At 37.9% G+C, this 18704-nt stretch carries 15 protein-coding genes and 1 riboswitch; of the genes, 10 read left to right on the top strand and 5 right to left on the bottom strand.

Annotation, left to right across the window (positions count from 1 at the left end):
- Positions 1 to 33 precede the first annotated feature (33 nt).
- Genes liaF through ACTWP4_RS06165 form a run of 3 tightly spaced genes read left to right on the top strand, consistent with a single transcriptional unit; the run spans position 34 to position 2426 of the window.
- The gene (gene liaF, locus ACTWP4_RS06155) at positions 34 to 753 is read left to right on the top strand and encodes a cell wall-active antibiotics response protein LiaF (RefSeq protein WP_443127879.1); all 720 of its coding nucleotides are present in this window, start codon (positions 34 to 36) and stop codon (positions 751 to 753) included.
- Entirely contained in the window at positions 750 to 1784 is a 1035-nt protein-coding gene (locus ACTWP4_RS06160) for a sensor histidine kinase (protein WP_443127880.1), read from the top strand. Before liaF ends, ACTWP4_RS06160 begins: the two co-directional genes overlap by 4 nt.
- Positions 1785 to 2426, top strand: coding sequence for a response regulator (locus ACTWP4_RS06165; RefSeq protein WP_443127881.1), 642 nt, complete (start codon positions 1785 to 1787; stop codon positions 2424 to 2426).
- Between the two features lie 32 nt (positions 2427 to 2458).
- On the opposite strand, the gene ACTWP4_RS06170 is transcribed toward ACTWP4_RS06165, so the two are convergent.
- From ACTWP4_RS06170 to ACTWP4_RS06180, 3 genes are all read right to left on the bottom strand, one after another.
- Positions 2459 to 3064: a YpmS family protein gene (locus tag ACTWP4_RS06170; RefSeq protein WP_443127882.1), complete on the bottom strand. Its 606-nt coding sequence runs from the start codon at positions 3062 to 3064 to the stop codon at positions 2459 to 2461.
- Between the two features lie 12 nt (positions 3065 to 3076).
- Positions 3077 to 3958 (bottom strand): SGNH/GDSL hydrolase family protein, encoded by an 882-nt coding sequence (locus ACTWP4_RS06175; RefSeq protein WP_443127883.1) that lies wholly within the window; start codon positions 3956 to 3958, stop codon positions 3077 to 3079.
- Between the two features lie 827 nt (positions 3959 to 4785).
- Positions 4786 to 6456, bottom strand: a complete 1671-nt coding sequence (locus tag ACTWP4_RS06180) for an aminotransferase class V-fold PLP-dependent enzyme (RefSeq protein WP_443127884.1) — start codon at positions 6454 to 6456, stop codon at positions 4786 to 4788.
- Positions 6457 to 6532: 76 nt separating this feature from the next.
- Positions 6533 to 6644, bottom strand: a riboswitch (SAM riboswitch).
- A gap of 211 nt (positions 6645 to 6855) precedes the next feature.
- On the opposite strand from ACTWP4_RS06180, the gene ACTWP4_RS06185 reads away from it, so the two are divergent.
- The 4 genes from ACTWP4_RS06185 to ACTWP4_RS06200 all read left to right on the top strand — a co-directional run bounded on the left by ACTWP4_RS06185 (position 6856) and on the right by ACTWP4_RS06200 (position 12335).
- Entirely contained in the window at positions 6856 to 7311 is a 456-nt protein-coding gene (locus ACTWP4_RS06185; RefSeq protein WP_443127885.1) for an Hsp20/alpha crystallin family protein, read from the top strand.
- Positions 7312 to 7390: 79 nt separating this feature from the next.
- A complete protein-coding gene (cls, locus tag ACTWP4_RS06190; protein ID WP_443127886.1) occupies positions 7391 to 8833 on the top strand; it encodes a cardiolipin synthase in 1443 nt (480 codons plus the stop codon).
- A 380-nt stretch (positions 8834 to 9213) separates the two neighbouring features.
- Positions 9214 to 11097: an ABC-F family ATP-binding cassette domain-containing protein gene (locus ACTWP4_RS06195; protein WP_443127887.1), complete on the top strand. Its 1884-nt coding sequence runs from the start codon at positions 9214 to 9216 to the stop codon at positions 11095 to 11097.
- The gene (locus tag ACTWP4_RS06200) at positions 11097 to 12335 is read left to right on the top strand and encodes an aminopeptidase (protein WP_443127888.1); all 1239 of its coding nucleotides are present in this window, start codon (positions 11097 to 11099) and stop codon (positions 12333 to 12335) included. Before ACTWP4_RS06195 ends, ACTWP4_RS06200 begins: the two co-directional genes overlap by 1 nt.
- Positions 12336 to 12426: 91 nt before the next feature.
- Here ACTWP4_RS06200 and recQ read toward each other — a convergent pair whose 3' ends face one another.
- Positions 12427 to 14199 (bottom strand): DNA helicase RecQ, encoded by a 1773-nt coding sequence (gene recQ / locus ACTWP4_RS06205; protein WP_443127889.1) that lies wholly within the window; start codon positions 14197 to 14199, stop codon positions 12427 to 12429.
- A 276-nt stretch (positions 14200 to 14475) separates the two neighbouring features.
- Here recQ and ACTWP4_RS06210 point away from each other — a divergent pair, with 276 nt between their 5' ends.
- Positions 14476 to 16332: a cation:proton antiporter gene (locus ACTWP4_RS06210; RefSeq protein ID WP_443127890.1), complete on the top strand. Its 1857-nt coding sequence runs from the start codon at positions 14476 to 14478 to the stop codon at positions 16330 to 16332.
- A 3-nt stretch (positions 16333 to 16335) separates the two neighbouring features.
- Here the strand turns inward: ACTWP4_RS06210 and ACTWP4_RS06215 are convergent, their stop codons facing one another.
- A complete protein-coding gene (locus ACTWP4_RS06215) occupies positions 16336 to 16518 on the bottom strand; it encodes an SE1832 family protein (protein WP_443127891.1) in 183 nt (60 codons plus the stop codon).
- 310 nt (positions 16519 to 16828) lie between these two features.
- Here ACTWP4_RS06215 and ACTWP4_RS06220 point away from each other — a divergent pair, with 310 nt between their 5' ends.
- Complete coding sequence (locus tag ACTWP4_RS06220; RefSeq protein WP_443127892.1) at positions 16829 to 17398, top strand: TRAP transporter small permease; 570 nt, start codon at positions 16829 to 16831, stop codon at positions 17396 to 17398.
- A 28-nt stretch (positions 17399 to 17426) separates the two neighbouring features.
- On the top strand, positions 17427 to 18698 hold the full coding sequence (locus ACTWP4_RS06225; RefSeq protein WP_443127893.1) for a TRAP transporter large permease: 1272 nt from the start codon (positions 17427 to 17429) through the stop codon (positions 18696 to 18698).
- The last annotated feature ends 6 nt before the right edge of the window (positions 18699 to 18704 follow it).

The following is an 18704-nucleotide window of genomic DNA, read 5'->3' on the forward strand; positions in this document are numbered from 1 at the left end:
GTATAAAAATTCACAAAAAGGAGGCCTGTTGACATGTCAAAAAAAACAAACAATGATCTATTGAAAATTCTACTGATAATCGGTTGTGTATTTTTGCTCATAGAATTTATTTTTATGGATGCTGGCCTCCTTTTTCTTATTGCATTAGGGGCAGTAGGGATCTACTTCGGGAAACGTTCTTTTCAAAGTACTACGGGTAAAACGCTTTTCTGGGGTGGTGCATTCATTGTTTTTATTGCTGTCATCAATACATTTGTGATTCGATTCTTTATTTTTGTTATTATTCTTTATTTCATTTGGCATTGGTACCAACAGAAGCAAAAGGAGAAACAGCCACAGTCTAATTACATTGATATGACAGAAGAAACATTGTATGAGGACCGTGTCATTCAAAATAAATGGTTTGGCAAATATCATACAACTCAAAATGGCTTCTCTTGGCAGGACTTGAATATTCAATCAGCTGTCGGTGATGTAGTAGTCGATTTGAACGATACAATGCTGCCAAAAGAAGAGTCAGTCATGGTTATTCGCCATTTTGCCGGAAAAATTGTTATTATCGTACCATATGATGTTGAGGTTACAATTGATCATACTGTTGTATTTGGAGATATCGAAGCGTTTGATCATGAGGAGAAAAATGCTTTCAACCGACATGTCCAACTGCAGACAAAAGGATATCACGGCTCATCTCAAAGGGTAAAAATCTTTTCTCAAATGATTGCCGGAAAGCTTGAGGTGAGAAGAGGATGAAATTATATACTAGAATGATCGCAACCGCGTCTATGTTTGCATTGTTCCTTCTCATCATTTTGAGTGTGTTTTACTATTTGGCGTTTCCAATCGAAAATTGGCAATTACTTTGGAAGACGAAAGTTTTAGAGATTCCATTTGTCGTGATGTTACCGACTGTTACGATTCTGTTTGGTTCGATAATTGGTATTATTATAGCCGTGATCTGGCAGCGTCGTATTCAGTTTTTAGAAAACAGTTTAACTAGACTACTTAAAAATCAATCTTTTTCGGATCCTGTATCTTATGAAGAAATGAATCATGTGCTTAGCCGATTAAAAGAAGTACAGCAATACATTCAGGATCAAACGAAGCGGACCCAGAAATTAATCGATGAAAGAGCAAGTGCGCAGGAAGAGACGATTAATCAGGTTATTTCAGAAGAGCGTAATCGTTTAGCAAGAGAGTTACATGACTCTGTCAGTCAGGAGCTTTTTGCCGCTTCTATGCTTGTTTCTGCTGTGATTGCATCAAATAAAGAGCAAAAAGAAACAACAACCAAACAACTGTACCAAATCGAAGCAATGATTCAACAGGCACAATTGGAAATGCGTGCATTGCTGTTACATTTACGCCCGGTCTTATTAAACGATAAATCATTAAATGAAGGAATGGAGCAATTACTCGAAGAGCTTCACGCCAAAGTACCCATGGATATATCCTGGCGTTTAGAAGAAATTAAAGTGAATAAGGGAATTGAAGATCAGCTGTTCCGAATCTTACAAGAAGCGATCTCCAATGCGTTAAGACATGCTAAAGCTTCTGCAATCGATGTGTTATTAATGGAACGGGATGATTTTTTAATTCTAAGAATTGTCGACGATGGTATCGGATTTAATGTGCAAGAGAAAAAAGACAGTTCCTATGGGCTTACTAATATGTATGAACGGGCGGCTGAAGTGGGTGCTCGCCTCAACATGGTAAGTCTATCAAATGAAGGAACAAAAGTAGAAGTGCGCGTTCCTTTAATCAGTGAAGAAGGTGAGAAATAAATGATACGAGTCTTATTTGTTGATGACCATGAGATGGTGCGAATCGGTGTGAGTGCTTATTTGACAACGCAGGAAGATATCGATGTTATTGCAGAAGCGGATAATGGACAAAAAGCAGTGGAACTAGCTCTGGAACATAAACCAGATGTAATTTTAATGGACTTAGTCATGGATGGGATGGATGGTATCGAAGCAACACGCCAGATCATCAATAAATGGCCAGAAGCGAAGATTTTAATTGTTACTAGTTTTATTGACGATGATAAAGTCTACCCTGCATTAGAAGCTGGCGCAACAAGCTATTTATTAAAAACTTCGAAGGCATATGTGATTGCCAAAGCAATTCGCGACACCTATGCAGGTGAATCAGTTCTGGAAAAAGAAGTGACAGCTAAAATGATGGCAAAATTCAGTGGACGAAATTCGAAGAACTTACATGACAGTTTAACAAATCGGGAGATGGAAATCCTATTATTAATTGCTCAAGGAAAAACCAACCAGGAAATTGCAGATGAACTTTTTATTGCATTAAAAACCACGAAAGTCCATGTCAGCAATATTTTAAGCAAGCTCGAAGTGCAAGACCGCACCCAAGCTGCTGTCTATGCTTACCAAAACGGATTAATCGAAAATGAACAATAAAATGGCCAGACTTGTATGCCTAGCCCAGCCATTTATAACCCTAAAGTGTCATTTGGCACTTTAATACGGAAAGAAATATTATCATTTAGTAAATCAATTTGCTGTGCTCTAATATGGAAATTACTTTTTAATTCCATTTGAGTTAAGGCGATATAAATATGTTCTTCTTTTGGATTGATTGTAATCCATTCAGGCGTTTCCACACGACTGCTAACATATTGCAAAATACGATCCTGTGGTAGTCGTAGTAATCCTAAGGACATCCCGGTTGACTGAAGAATGATATCACCATTTTCTTGTACGATCGGCTCAAATGATATGTTCACCGGTACTTCTGTTGAAAAAGCTTCAACAGTCCCCATCAAGTGGACTTCATCATCTAACCGGAGTGAATATTGAATATTACCTAGTTTCGGTAATTTTTCAATATAAGCATTGACTAGCTCATTCAAGTTATCTTTACTTGAGCGGATCGTAAATTCCGCCCCCGATTTATCCTCAAGAAATACCTTTTCTGGTGGTTCTGCACCGGGTACTGGCCAAAATAGGAATAGTACAATCCCGACAATAAGAAGAATATTAATTGTAGCTAATGTAACAAATAGTTTTTTCCAATTCGTTATTTTTTTCTCTTCCATTATTGTCATCCTTTAATTTTGAACTTCTTGTAAACCATTCTCTAAATAAGTAATAACACGTTCTGCCATTAATTGGTACCCCTTGTGATTTGGGTGAAAATTATCATCAGAAAAGACCTTCTCTGTTTCATACTGATAGATGTCCTGCATCGGAATATAATGAACCTGTTCATACTGATTCGTAACTTGTAAGCTTTCATTATTCCAACGAGTCAAAATCTGATTTAATGCCTCAATATCACCAAAATACTTCTCAAAAGGGTTGAAAAAGCCTAACAGATAAATCTCTGCTTCTGGTTGAACACCAATAATGTGATCCATTATTTGTGATAACCGCTCACCGTAAGGCCCACGTCCTTCGATAAAAGGTTCTTCTCTCAGATTCATAAAATTATCCTTCATAATTTGCATAATATCATTTGCGCCAATTGTAATGAGTACCAGATCTGCTTTTTTTAAGGATTCATTAATCTCAGGATTTTTCTTTAACCTCTTTAATAAGTGATCTGTGCGATTTCCACGTTTACCAAAGTTATCAAATGTCACGTTTATGTTTTTTTCGTCCAACCGTTTATCTAAAATCCCAATATAGCCGCCATTGCCTGTTTCATCGCCAACTCCCTGGGTTAAGGAATCACCAATTGCGACAATGTGTGTATCCTTTTGAAAAAAGTTGAGTGCTTCCTTTACAGCGTTTCGCACGCTTTGTGTAATGGATTCTTGTTCGTTTTCTTCATTTGTTTCTTCTTCTGTCTCTTCAGTTACTTCTTCGCTAGGTTGAGAGGTAGAATCAGTTGTTTTTTCTTTATTATCTGATTGGAAAAACAATAGAAAAATAGCGATTCCAGCAACGAGGACAAATACTATAATAAAAATGAACACCTTTTTGCTCATCACCAACACCTACAATAAAAAGTCTCTTACTTGATTATACCCGTCTTTTGAATTTGATAACACAATAGAATATTTAAGGTACAACACATAAAACATAAACTGCGCAATAACTTTTCATGGACTTGCTTTCTCCCAATCTTTCTTGAAGGGAGTGCCATGGCAACGCTCCGGCAGAATACTGCGCTTTCCATGGGCACGGCTTCAGCTAACTTGGTAAAGAAGACCGCTTTACCAAGTGGATCTTCAGCTCGTGCTGTTCCCATAGGAGTCTCCGTATTCTGCCTCCACTAATAACATAATTCTATCTTTTTAAAGTGGGAGTACTCGGAAACTAATTCCCGTGTATTACCTCTTTCAAAAATCAGCACACTACGCAGAGCGGAGGCAAGATACGGAGACTCCTACGGGACCAGCACGTGTCCGAAGACCCCGCAAGAAAACGCCCTTTGTTTCTGAGGAGACTGAGGCCGTGCCCGTGGAAAGCGAGGTATCTTGCCGTAGCGTATGCTTGCACTCATCAAAAACTAAGATAGAAGGAAGCAATTTTAAATATTCATTACTTCGCAGTTTGTATCTAGTGCGTATAAGGACCGGGTGGGTTATCCTTATTTTTTTCTTATTAACATGTGTTAAAGGTTATGCAATTCTATGGATGAAAATGCTTGTTTTGTATAATGATATGTATTGTATCACAACAAAGAAATTATGGTAAATAGGAAAATGTGCTGTAAACACAGTAATAAGACCGCAAACCAATAACAAGGTCTGCGGTCTTATGTATATATATTTATCTTGGGGAGATAAATAACGATAGTCAGGGAGAAATGTTATTCTCCACGGCGTAAGCGATCTGCTTCCTGGAACGGACATTTATGTTCCACAACAATTTGTCCATTTGCTTCCGCCTTTTCTTTAGTTGTAGGGTCTGTTTGCTCTTTGGCAAACCAGACAATTTTTGCTTTATCAGTATAAGCATTTGCTGCTTCCTTACTGTCAGTGACGAATAAAATATCAATCTCACCTTCTGCAGCAGCTGCTGGAGTTATTTGATAACCTAATTTTTTCAGTTTACTTAGTGCTTCTGAACCTTCGATATCACCTGCTACTGCAATTGTTTTTGGACGAATTTCTCCATTTTCACGAGCAAGAGGAGACGAAAGTGCCCATGCAATTGCTTTTTCACTATCGGGTTTGACAGTTGGTTCACTGTTAGTTGCTTTCGCGATCGCTTGATCAAGGTCTGCAATAATATCATCTGCAGTTTCGATCCCGACAGACAAACGAATCAATTCCTCTTTAACACCGGAAGCTTTTAATTCTTCTTCATTCAACTGCTGGTGTGTAGTAGATGCAGGGTGAATAATTAATGATTTTGCATCTCCCACATTAGCCACATGGGACCATAAATGAACATTATCTATCACCTGACGACCAGATTCTTTTCCACCCTTTATACCAAAGACGATAATAAAGCCAAAATGGTTACACAAATATTTTTTTGCTAATTGGTGAGAAGGATGATGTTCAAGTCCTGGATAAGAAACCCATTCTACTTGTGGATGGTTTTCTAGGTAATTAGCAACGGCTTTTGTGTTTTCACCATGACGTTCAATGCGTAAATGCAACGTCTCTAGTCCTTGTAAGAAATAAAATGCATTTTGCGGACTTAATGATGGACCGATATCACGTAGTAGTTGCACACGTAATTTAATAGCGAATGCAGGTGGTCCAATATCAATTCCAAATCGTATACCATGATAAGTCTCATCTGGCTCAGTAAATCCAGGGAATCGTTCGCTATTCCAATTAAATCTACCACTATCTACGACAATTCCCCCAATCGAGGTACCATGACCACCAATCCATTTCGTTGCGGAGTGCACAACGATGTCAGCACCCCAGCTAATCGGTTTACATACATATGGAGTTGCGAAGGTATTATCAATAATTAATGGTACACCTTGTTCGTGAGCGATATCAGCAACAGCTTCAATATCAAACACATTTAGACTAGGATTTGTAATCACTTCACCAAAAACCGCTTTCGTTTTTGGGGTAATGGCAGCTCTGAAATTTTCTGGATCTGTTCCATCTACAAATTTCACATCAATACCATATTTCGGCAATGTTTTATTAAATAAATTGAAAGTACCACCATATAAGTTACTGTCGGCAATAATTTCATCACCGGCATTGGCGAGGTTTAAAATAGCTAATGTGATAGCAGATGCACCAGATGCAGTACCGACAGCAACTACTCCATCTTCTAATAAGGCAATGCGTTGTTCAAATGCGTCAACAGTTGGATTCATAATACGAGAATAAATATTACCCATTTCTGCTAAAGCAAATAAGTTTTGTGCGTGCTCGGTATCATTAAATACGTAAGAAGTTGTTTGATAGATCGGAACGGCACGAGCATTTGTTGCAGGGTCTACTTGTTGTCCACCGTGTAATAGATTTGTTTCACTACCTGGAAATTGGAACGAATTTGTCATTATGTACCCTCCTTAAAAATTAGAAAAACCTCTTCTTTACGAAAGTAAGAAGAGGTTGAAAATATTAGCTGTCCTCCTCTTATCTTTCAGGTAAAACCTGTAGGATTTAGCACCATTTCAATTTGATGTTCAAACTGATGGTTGCCGGGCTTCATAGGGCCTATTCCCTCTGCCTCTCTAAATAAGAGTTATTACATATTCAATTGAATAGTCCTTATTATAAGTTATATTCTGGAAACCGTCAATAAAAAATCAGAATATTAATAAAAATTAACTTCAGGATCATTTATAGCCTAAATGCATAAAATGAATTGGAGGATTTTAATCCCGTTTCTACCACTGTAGATACAGGATAAAGAAATTCCTTGTTGATGGAAGTCATTGAAAGGAGTGATTCAAATGCCACAAAAAGGCGGAATGCCAGAATGGGGAGAGGATTTGGTGAAAAAATTAGATGCCTTTCTTTATGAAAAACCAACACGAAATGTCATGGAAACGATTGATAGCTTTTTTGAACAAGCAAAAGTACCAAAACAAATCCCTGCTGATGTTGCAGAAACAGAGAAGGACTGGATCGTCCGTGTTGATTTACCAGGTATTAAAAAAGAACAAATACAACTGCGAATAGTAGGGAATCAAATTACAGTAATGGTCAATCACCAGGAGGAAACCGAACAGTATGATGATTCGTATCATTACTATCATAAGGAAAGAAGGCAGCATCGTAATCAGCGAACGATAACATTGCCATATGCTGTTGATAAACGAACAGCAAAAGCAAGCTTCCAAAATGGTGTGTTAGAAATTAGAGGTCCTAAAACCGAACAAGATAATGACTCAATCACGATCGACTAAGCTGATAGCGATTGCTATTAGCTTAGTCATAATTATGCTATATTAAGAGTATAGAGGTAGTCAGAAGGGAGGGGTTCGTATGGAATTTACGCAACTTATCATAAGTTTTATCTTAATTTTTAATATTCTTTTATCTTTAACCATTATCTTTTTAGAGCGTAAAAATCCCACTTCTACATGGGCATGGATTATGGTATTGACATTCATTCCGATTTTTGGATTTATTTTATATCTTATCTTTGGTAGAAAACTAAGTAACAAAACAATTTTCACTTGGGATACTAAAAGCAAATTAGGTGTCAAAACGGCAGTACAGCATCAATTGCGTGATATTGAAAATGGCGACTTCTTTGTCAAAGATCCTAGGATGTATCAATATAAGGATCTATTCTATTTGCATTTACGAAATAATGATGCGATCTTTTCACAGGATAATGATGTCAACGTATTTACGGATGGAAATCGAAAATTCAACTCTTTGTTAGAAGATATCGAAAATGCTACAGATCATATTCACCTATTGTATTATATAGTAAGGTCTGATCACCTCGGTACACGTTTAGCGGACGCTTTGATTAAAAAGGCAAAAGAAGGGGTTGAAGTTCGTTTTTTATATGACGATTTAGGATCCCGGACGTTAAGCAGGAAGATGGTTCGAAAAATGCGTCATGCCGGGGCAGAAGTCGAAGGATTTTTCCCACCGTTAATTCCGAAGGTCAATTTTAAAATTAACCACCGTAACCACCGCAAGCTTGTGATTATTGATGGGGAAATCGGCTATATCGGTGGTTTTAATATTGGAGATGAATATCTGGGGGAAGACAAGCGATTCGGTTATTGGCGTGATACCCATCTGCGCATCTCGGGTAGTGCTGTAGAACATTTGCAAACTCGATTTATCCTGGATTGGAACCAGGCGTCCCGCCATGATATTGAATATGATGAGCGTTATTATACACCTGTTCCCGCTGGGAATATCGGTATGCAAATTGTTTCAAGCGGTCCGGATTCTGAATGGGAACAGATAAAAAATGGCTACATTAAAATGATCATGTCAGCAAAAGATTATATCTTTATTCAAACACCTTATTTTATTCCGGATGAAAGTCTGTTAGATGCATTGAAGATTGCCTGTCTATCAGGAGTAGATGTCCGTATTATGATTCCGAATAAGCCAGACCATCCTTTTGTCTATTGGGCAACTTATTCGTATATCGGTGAAATGTTAAAAGCGGGGGCAACCGTTTATATTTATCAAAAAGGTTTCCTACATGCTAAAATGATAGTAGTAGATAGTAAAATAGCGTCAATAGGAACAGCAAATATTGATGTCCGCAGTTTTCGCTTGAACTTTGAAATAAATGCCTTTTTATATAATGAAACATTGGCAGAAATGCTGGTTGATGAATTCGAAAAAGATATGGAACATGTAACAACACTTACATATTCGTTATACCAACAACGTTCAGTATGGATTCGTTTCAAAGAGTCAATTTCAAGATTGATTTCACCGATTTTGTAGTAATTCAGTTGAACTAGGGAGACAGCCTTTTAAAGAAAAAAATAGTAAAAAAATATAAACTGCGAAGTAACGTGGGCTTCCAAGTAAATCTGGGCTGAGCGCGGACATTTGTTCCGCTATTTGTGACAAAAGTGCCATTTTTAGGGTGGTCGCGGACATCTATTCCGCTATTCATCGGAAATAGTGCTAATGGAGACTGAAATGAACCAAATAAGGGATTCAATGTCCGCTAACATGGAAAAACAGGTGATTTTCATTCAAATAACGCACTAAATGTCCGGTCAATAAATGTTAGCACCTAGATAAATTTTCATTACTTCGTAGTTGTTATCTTCTACGACTTAGCTGAAAGTTGAGGGGCACTAGAAAGGATAGATACAATGCGCATGATTAAAGTAGAGGATCTTGTCAAAACATATGGTGAAAAAGTATTGTTTGACGGGATTTCGTTATCGATTACAGACACCGATCGTATCGGTTTAATTGGTGTCAACGGTACGGGAAAATCCACCTTATTAAAAGTATTAGCAGGGATCGACCAAGCAGAAGCTGGCACCATTGATCATCCGAATGATTACCGGATAGAATACTTAGATCAGGACCCACAGCTAACAGATGGGGACACGGTGTTGAACCAGATATATTATGGTGATGCAAAGGTGATGGTCACCTTAAGACAATACGAATCAGCTGTATTAGCTTTGGAACAAGATCCTGAGAACGAAGCAATGCAAAATCAATTATTAAAAATGCAAGAAAAAATGGATCAGCTAGAAGCATGGGATGCCATGACCTTAGCCAAAACAATCTTAACGAAATTGGGTGTTCCATCGTTTGACAAAAAAACAGAGAATCTTTCTGGCGGACAGCGCAAACGCGTAGCAATTGCTAAAGCATTAATCCAGCCGGCAGATTTACTTATACTCGATGAGCCAACCAACCATCTTGATAACGATACAATCGAATGGCTCGAAGAATACTTGCCAACTTATCAAGGTGCAATTTTGCTCGTTACCCACGATCGCTATTTTCTCAATCGTATTACCAACCGTATTTTTGAGTTGGATAAGGGCAACTTATATACATATGAAGGCAATTATCAAACCTTTTTAGAACAACAAGCATTAAGAGAAGAACAGGAACTCCAGGCAGAACAAAAGCATAAAAATATTCTCAAAAAAGAAATTGCCTGGCTTAAAGCAGGAGTAAAAGCAAGAACAACAAAACAAAAAGCACGTATCGATCGTGTCGAGCAAATGAAGGAGAAAACTTTTGATACGACTAAACAGGATCTAGAGTTTCAAGTTGGTTCCACTCGCCTCGGTAAAAAAGTCATGGAAATAAAAGACTTAAGTAAAGCATATGATGGTATCACCTTATTTAAGGATTTTGACTTTCTAATCAAGCCTGGTGACAGACTTGGTATTGTAGGCGCCAATGGAAGTGGGAAAACAACATTACTTAATATTTTAGCTGGTCGCGTCGAACCAGATGCAGGTACTATCGATGTCGGTGAAACCGTGAAAGTAGGGTATTACACACAAGATCATCCACCACTTGATGATGCGATCAAAGTAATTGACCTTGTCCGTGATGTAGCAGAGGTGGTCCACACAATAGATGGTAGTGTAATTACAGCTGAACAAATGCTGGAACGATTTTTATTTCCAAGATCACAACAGTGGACATACGTCAGAAAGTTATCGGGTGGCGAACGGAGAAGGCTATATTTGTTAACCGTACTAATGCGAGAGCCGAATGTATTATTTCTGGACGAGCCAACTAACGATCTTGATACCGAAACTCTCGCAGTACTTGAAGATTATTTAGATCAATTTCCGGGAGTTGTCATTACGGTATCTCATGATCGCTACTTTCTGGACAAAACTGTCGAACAGATTATTGCCTTTACCGGAAGTGAAACCTTAACCTTTTTTTACGGAAATTATTCCGAATTCCGCGAACAGCAAAGAGAATCAGAAGCGAATCAAATTAAGGCAACACCGAAGCAAAAACCGAAACGCAAAAAGAAAAAACTATCCTATCATGAGCAAAAAGAATGGGATACGATTGAAGATGAAATTACAGAGCTAGAAGCAGAGCTTGAGCAAATTGCAACAGAAATTGCCGAAGCAGGCAGTGATATAGGTAAAATTCAACCACTTTATAATAAGCAAAATGAAGTCGAAACCTTGCTAGAGGAAAAAATGGAACGATGGGAAGAACTATCTCTATTAATGGAAGAGCTGAAGGAGGAGTCATAATGGCTGACAAACAACTACAAGAAAAATATGCAGAACTTGCATTAAAGACAGGTGTTAACTTACAAGAAGGACAAGCATTAGTGGTCAATTCCTCAATAGAAGGAGCAGATTTTGCGAGAATTGTAGTCCGTAAAGCATATGAAATGGGTGCCAAAAATGTCCATGTGAATTGGACTGACGATGAACTGACTTATTTAAAATTCAACTATGCATCTGAGGACGTATTGACAGATATACCGGAATGGCAAATAGCTAAGCATTTAGATTTTGCTAAGGATGGCGCTGCGTTACTATCAATCCGCTCCACTAATCCGGATTTACTAAAAGATATTGATCCGGGTAAAGTTGCAAAAGCTAACAAAGCAAGTGGGGAAGCGATGAAGGAATTTCGTCAATATACAATGAATGACCGGATACCATGGTCAATCATTTCGATTCCAACAGGTGACTGGGCACAAAAAATCTTCCCAGATAAATCCAAAGCAGATGCAATCGAGAGCTTATGGGAAGAAATATTTAAAATTGTCCGTGTTGATCAAGAAGATCCCGTGGCTGCTTGGGAAGAGCACAACAATACTTTAAAGCAAGCACGTGAATACTTAAATGATAAATCTTATAAAGCTTTACTTTTTAAATCGGAAGGAACAGATATCCGCTTCGAATTACCTGAAGGGCACATTTGGAAAGGTGGTTCTGCGAAATTACCTAATGGTAACAACTTTAATCCGAATATGCCGACAGAAGAAGTATTTACATTGCCTCACAAATATAAAGTAGATGGAAAAGTAACTGCAACGAAGCCACTTGTGTATGGCGGTAATATGATTGATGGTTTTAGTATAACGTTTAAAGACGGAAAAGTAGTCGATTTTGAAGCAGAACAAGGGTATGACACGTTAAAACATTTACTTGATACAGATGAAGGGGCGACAAGACTGGGAGAGTTAGCATTAGTTCCACACGCATCCCCAATTTCACAATCAGGCTTAATTTTCTATAACACTTTATTTGATGAAAATGCGTCCTGTCATATCGCATTAGGGAAAGCGTACCCGACCAATCTTGAAGGTGGATCTGACATGAATGAAGAAGAGTTGGACAAGCATGGTGTCAATGACAGCCTGACTCATGTCGACTTTATGATCGGTTCAGCAGACTTAGATATCGACGGCGAAACCGAGGACGGAGAAAAAGAACCGGTATTCCGCCAAGGAGCATGGGCAATCGATTTTGAATAAAAAATGAAGAACTCCCGTTAGGCAACGGGAGTTCTTTTTACTGCAAGTGTCCAGAAAAGTGTTAAAAGTGTCCAGAAAACTTATTCTTAATCTAAGCTTCTTCCAAAAAACAGTCCATGAAAACTTCGCCGTATTGTTCGAACTTGCGCTCGCCAACACCATGAATCTGCAACATCTCATATTTGGACTTCGGCTTGGCAACCGACATCTCACGCAAGCTTTTATCAGAAAAAATAACATAAGGCGGAACACCTTGCTCATCTGCTAATGATTTACGCAATTTCCTTAATTGTTCAAACATTTCCATGTCATATTCGACAACTTCTTTTGTTTCTACTTTGGCTGCTTGCACATATACTTTTTCTTCTCCTGTTAAAACAGATACCGCCCGCTTGCTTAGGCGCAGGACAGGAAAGCGTCCACCTTCAGATAATAAAAAGTCCTCCGCGACTAAAAATTGAATAAAGGAAACGAGCTCTTTTTCAGTCATATCTTTCATTAGTCCATATGTAGATAAGCGGTCAAAGCGGAATTGTTTTACTTTTTTGTCATTTGACCCCTTTAAAACTTTCGCTACTAAACTGGCTCCGAATCGCTCACCTACCCGTTTGACACAGGAGAGTACCATTTGAGCTTCTTTGGTGCGGTCAACTTTCTCCAATTCACTGTCACAATTAGAACAGTTACCGCAAGCATCAGTAGAAGAAATTGTATCGTTAAAATAACGAAGGATATATTGCTGTAGACATTGGTCTGTATGGCAATAATTGATCATCGCCTGTAATTTATCGTATTCGCCTTTCTTTTTCTCCTCATCCATCATTTCTGACTGATCAATTAAATATTTTTGTAAGGTAATATCCTGACCAGAAAAAAGAATCACACATTGACTTGGTTCACCATCTCGTCCAGCGCGACCAGCCTCTTGGTAATAGCTCTCCAAGTTCTTCGGTAAGGCATAGTGGAGAACGTAACGAACATTGGACTTATCAATTCCCATGCCAAATGCATTGGTAGCTACCATCACGCGCGCATTATCATAAATAAAATCGTTCTGTGCCTCTTTTCGGGCATCTTCTGACATCCCTGCATGGTATTTTCTGACGGAGAATCCTTTTTCCTGTAACAAAAAATATAATTGATCAACCTGTTTTCTTGTAATAGCATAAATAATACCGGTGTCATCAGGATGGGCTCGTAAATAATCTGTTATATAATTTTGACGATCATGTCCTTTCACAACTTGGAAGGTTAGATTGTTACGGGCAAAACCGGTGTTAACAACAGCATCGTCCTTAACATTGAGTAGTTGTTGTAAATCACGTATTACCTCAGCAGTTGCCGTTGCTGTTAACCCGATCAGAACGGGGCGATTCCGTAATTGATTGACGGCTTGAACAACGGTCCGATAACTGGGACGGAAATCGTGTCCCCATTGAGAAATGCAGTGGGCCTCATCAAAAGCAATCAAAGCAATATTTATTGAATTAATCGCATCAAAAAAAGTATTGGAATCAAAACGTTCCGGTGCAACATAGACAAACCTGTATACCCCGTTCCGAATATCAGCTAATCTGTTAAATTGCTCTTCTGTTGTTAGGGAACTGTTTATGTAGGTAGCAGCAACACCTAGAGATTGAAGCGCATCTACCTGATCTTTCATTAAGGAGATAAGTGGAGAGATCACGATTGTTATCCCATCTTGCGCAAGACCCGGGATTTGATAACAGATCGATTTCCCTCCACCAGTGGGCATGATTGCTAATGTGTTGTTCTGATTGAGAATTTGGCCTACAATTTTTTCTTGCCCAGGTCGAAAGTTATCATAACCAAAATATTTTTTTAATAAATCCAATGTACTCATAAATGATCATCCTTTTAATAAACTCATTGTTAGCATAACATTTTTTCACCATGATACATATTAGCAAAACTTGGCTTAATCACCGTCACATTTACTGCGTTTATTACGATACGAATCGTAAAACCCGCACTAATGGAAGTTTCACTTTATCGTGTAAAGAAGGAAGTTTTAAATAAAAATATTTACATCCCATCTATTAACCTTTAAAATAATGCTAGCTTGTGATGAAATGAATGAAAGACAAATAGATAAAAAGATGAAACGTACGGGGGGATGATGATGGACTCGTTATTATTAATACTTATGCTTATTGCAGTGCTTGGTGTTGGATCGCAATGGATTGCTTGGAAATTTCAATTACCAGCAATCGTTGTTATGTCCATTGCAGGGTTGCTGGCAGGGCCCATATTAGGACTGATGAACCCGGAGAAAGCTTTTGGTGATTTGTATCATCCTTTTATTTCGATAGCTGTAGCAATCATTCTTTTTGAAGGAAGTTTAAATCTGAACTTTAAAGAAGTAAAAGGGTTAGGGAAACCGGTCTTTCGTATTGTTACATGGGGAGCCTTTCTTGCATGGATCCTTGGTTCATTAACCGCACATTATGTTGCAGGATTATCCTGGGCTGTTGCATTTGTCATTGGTGGTATTTTCATTGTAACAGGCCCAACGGTTATTTTACCCTTATTAAGGCAATCCAAATTAAAGCCAACACCAGCTAAGATCTTGAAATGGGAAGGGATTATAGTCGACCCATTTGGTGCCTTAATAGCTGTTTTTGCGTTTGAATTCATATTATTCTTATTAGCGGATGGAAGAGATGCAACAGCTTTATTGTATTTCTTATTAGCATCATTATTTGCCGTGGTGCTTGGCGTTGTGTTTGGTAAAATGACCGGTTGGATGTTTGAATCAGGGCATATTCCAGAGTTTTTAAAATCCCCTGCCGTTTTTGCAGCGGTTACTGCCTGTTTTATCATAGCGGATGAAGTGAAACATGAAACAGGTTTATTAGCGGTAACAGCAATGGGGATGACGTTAGCAAATCTCGGTATTTCGTCCATCAAAGATATGCGTCATTTTAAAGAAAATATTTCAATTCTTTTAGTTTCAACCGTTTTTATCCTATTAACTGCGTCACTTACAATGGATACATTAATGGATGTTTTTCAACCTGAAATTATTGGTTATGTATTATTAATGTTATTTGTCGTTCGTCCATTGTCTATTTTCTTATCGACTATTAACTCGGGGCTGTCGTTTCAAGAGAAAACGTTGGTTGGCTGGATCGCACCAAGAGGTATTGTTGCCTTAACAGTTGCCAGTTATTTTGCAACAATCCTGGCAGATGAAGGCTTTGAAGGTGCCTCTCTTGTCACATCATTAACTTTTGCTTTAGTATTCTCTACGGTTGTTGTTCATGGTTTTTCGATTGGCTGGTTAGCGAAAAAATTAAACCTGTCTTCAGAAGGAAATCCTGGTGTGCTGATTGTTGGATCCAACCGTTTTACTAATGCTCTTGCAAAGGTTATGCAGGAATTAGATATTCCGGCAATTGTTGTTGATTCATCATGGGATCGCCTCTATGGAGCCAGAAAAGCAGGGATAAAGCATAACCACTGTGAAATTTTATCTGAGCAGACAGAATATATGATGGATTTTACGCCATATGACTATTTGTTAACTGCTAGCGAATATGACTCCTATAATGTATTAGTATGCTCTACTTTCTTGCCTGAGTTTGGTCGAAAGAATGTGTTCCGCTTACCCAATCAAAGTCATAGCGGGGATCATTTAGTTGATCTTGATCACACGATTGGAGGAAGTGAAGTGTTTACACCGACTGAAGGAATTGAAGAGTTGAAATACAAACTAAAGAGTGGATATGTTTTACGAAAAACTTCGTTAACAGAGCGCTATTTGTATGAAGACTATATGAAGGATCGCGATAAGGAAACAGTACTGTTATTCGTGTTAAAGCAATCAAAACAAATTGAATTCTTTATAGAAGACCTAGATACAACAGCAACAGCGGGTGATACAATTGTCAGCTTGACACCGCCAAGTAAAGAGTTTAATAAAATCCAAGAAAAAATAGAGGGAAAACGAAATGGTAAAGCTAGCAACGAGTAGTTGCTAGCTCTTTTTCTGTTGCAACTGTTGACGAAGAGAGGCAATTTTGGCAGCCAAACGCTCTAATTCCTTTTCATTATATTCCGTGTTCGCACCGACATATACTAACTTCTCAAGGTCAGCAGACAATCTTGAATAATCAGCTTTCAAATCTTCTATTTCAGCTTCTATTTCTTTTTTGTTCATACTCTCCACTCCAATCAAAACTTCTTTGTTAAGCCTAAATCAGTTAGACGGAATAGGCAAGTAACACGCAAAAACAGGCAATAATTTCCAATAAAATGAAAGCGTTGTACCATTTTTCGAGGATAATGCATCATTTAAGAGCAAATGACATTATATATCCATGAATGGCGAACATTTTTTTGATACACAAAAATTTGTGGTTTAATTGATCTCAATCGGGGTATAGTAAATTTGTGAATACTGCCACAATTTTGTACCATTAAATGTAGTATAAATTCGGTGGCCTTTATATAGAGGAGGAAGGAAAACGTTGAAAGTATTTCACTGGATAGACAAAATTGTGATGAAGTTGGAGGAATTTATCCTTAGCTTTGCCATTATATTAATTTCCATCATGATAGTTGGCAATGTTATAGCACGTGAAGTCTTTAACTCAGGGGCATTTTACTTTGCTTATGAAGTTAGTAAATTTGCTATAGTTATTGCAACATTCATGGGTATAGCTTATGCAGCTAGAAAAGGACGCCATATCAGTATGTCCGCATTCTATGACTTTGCACCATTTAAAGTACGTAAAGTAATGATGATAATTATTAACTTTATTACTGCAATCGTAATGTTCTTAATGGCGTATTATTCTTACAATTTAGTAATGTTTGAATATAGTACGGGAGCGATTACAACCTCGTTAGAAGTCCCTAGGTATCTTATGGCCGTATTTATTCCAATCGGTTTCTTAACAGCAGGAATCCAATTCTTACGTAATACATACGTTAACTTTACAGCTAAAGCAAAAGATAAAGTTTATTTAGGTATCGATGCAGTAGATTACAATGATCAAGAGAAAAAAGATGTAAAGTTGGAAGACATATCTGTATAAACGATAAAAGAGTAGAGAGGAAAAGCCTATGTTAACGACATTATTATCGATAATGATTATATTATTGCTGTTAAATTTTCCAATGATGATACCGTTGATTTTAGCACCAGTCGTTGTTATGTTAGTTTTTAACCCAAACTTAAGTATGGATTTATTAATGAAACAGCTTTTGACAGGTATTGAATCACCGGTGTTATTATGTGTTCCGTTATTTATATTTGCAGCAGATATTATGACATCCGGAAAAACGTCACAACGATTGCTAGATTTTATTGGAGCTTTTGTTGGGCATATTCGCGGTGGATACGCTGTTACAACAGCAGCGGCATGTACGATGTTCGGGGCGATTTCCGGTTCAACACAGGCGACGGTGGTTGCGATCGGTCGTCCTATGCGAGAAAGATTATTGAAAATTGGATATAAAGATTCAAATGCAATAGCACTGATTATCAACTCCAGTGATGTTGCATTACTTGTCCCTCCGAGTATCGGTATGATTATCTATGCACTAGCAGCCGGCTCCGGTGTATCTGTCGGGGATCTGTTTATTGCCGGTATCATTCCAGGGGTTATAGTATTTTTAGCGTTTGCTATTTATAGTGTAATCTATGCAAAGGTTAAAAATATTCCATTAGCAGAAAGAGTATCCTGGCCAGATAGATTTAAATTCTTCAGAAAATCTTTATTACCATTAGGCTTCCCAGTGATAATCATCGGTGGTATTTATTTAGGTTACTTTACACCCGTTGAAGCGTCTGGTATTTCGGTATTATATGCCATTATTTTAGAAGTGTTAATTTTTAAAACTATCCCATGGAAAAAGCTACCAGGTATTGCTCTTTCGACTGGTTTAGTTACATCTGCTGTATTTATATTAGTAGCTGGTGGACAATTATTCACATGGGTATTGGGTTATGCCCGTATACCACAACAAATAACTGAAACAGTGTTAGGAACAGATCCAAGTGCAGTATATGTGTTAGTTATTGTCAGTATCTTTTTCTTTGTTGGATGTATGTTCGTAGATCCTATTGTAGTTATTCTAATTTTGACACCGATCTTTGCTCCAGCAGCAGAAGCAGCAGGTGTGGATTTAATTCATCTAGGAATCATTATAACGTTCCAGGCGGCACTAGGTTCAGCAACACCGCCATTTGGGGTCGATATCTTTACGGCCAGTGCGGTGTTTAAGAAACCATACCTGGAAGTAATTAGGAGTACACCACCGTTTATTATCATGTTATTGATCATAGGAGTTTTATTAATTATTTTCCCGCAAATATCATTGATATTAATTTAAGTTATT

The sequence above is a fragment of the Gracilibacillus sp. D59 genome, from assembly GCF_052246695.1.
Lineage (GTDB): Bacteria > Bacillota > Bacilli > Bacillales > Amphibacillaceae > Gracilibacillus.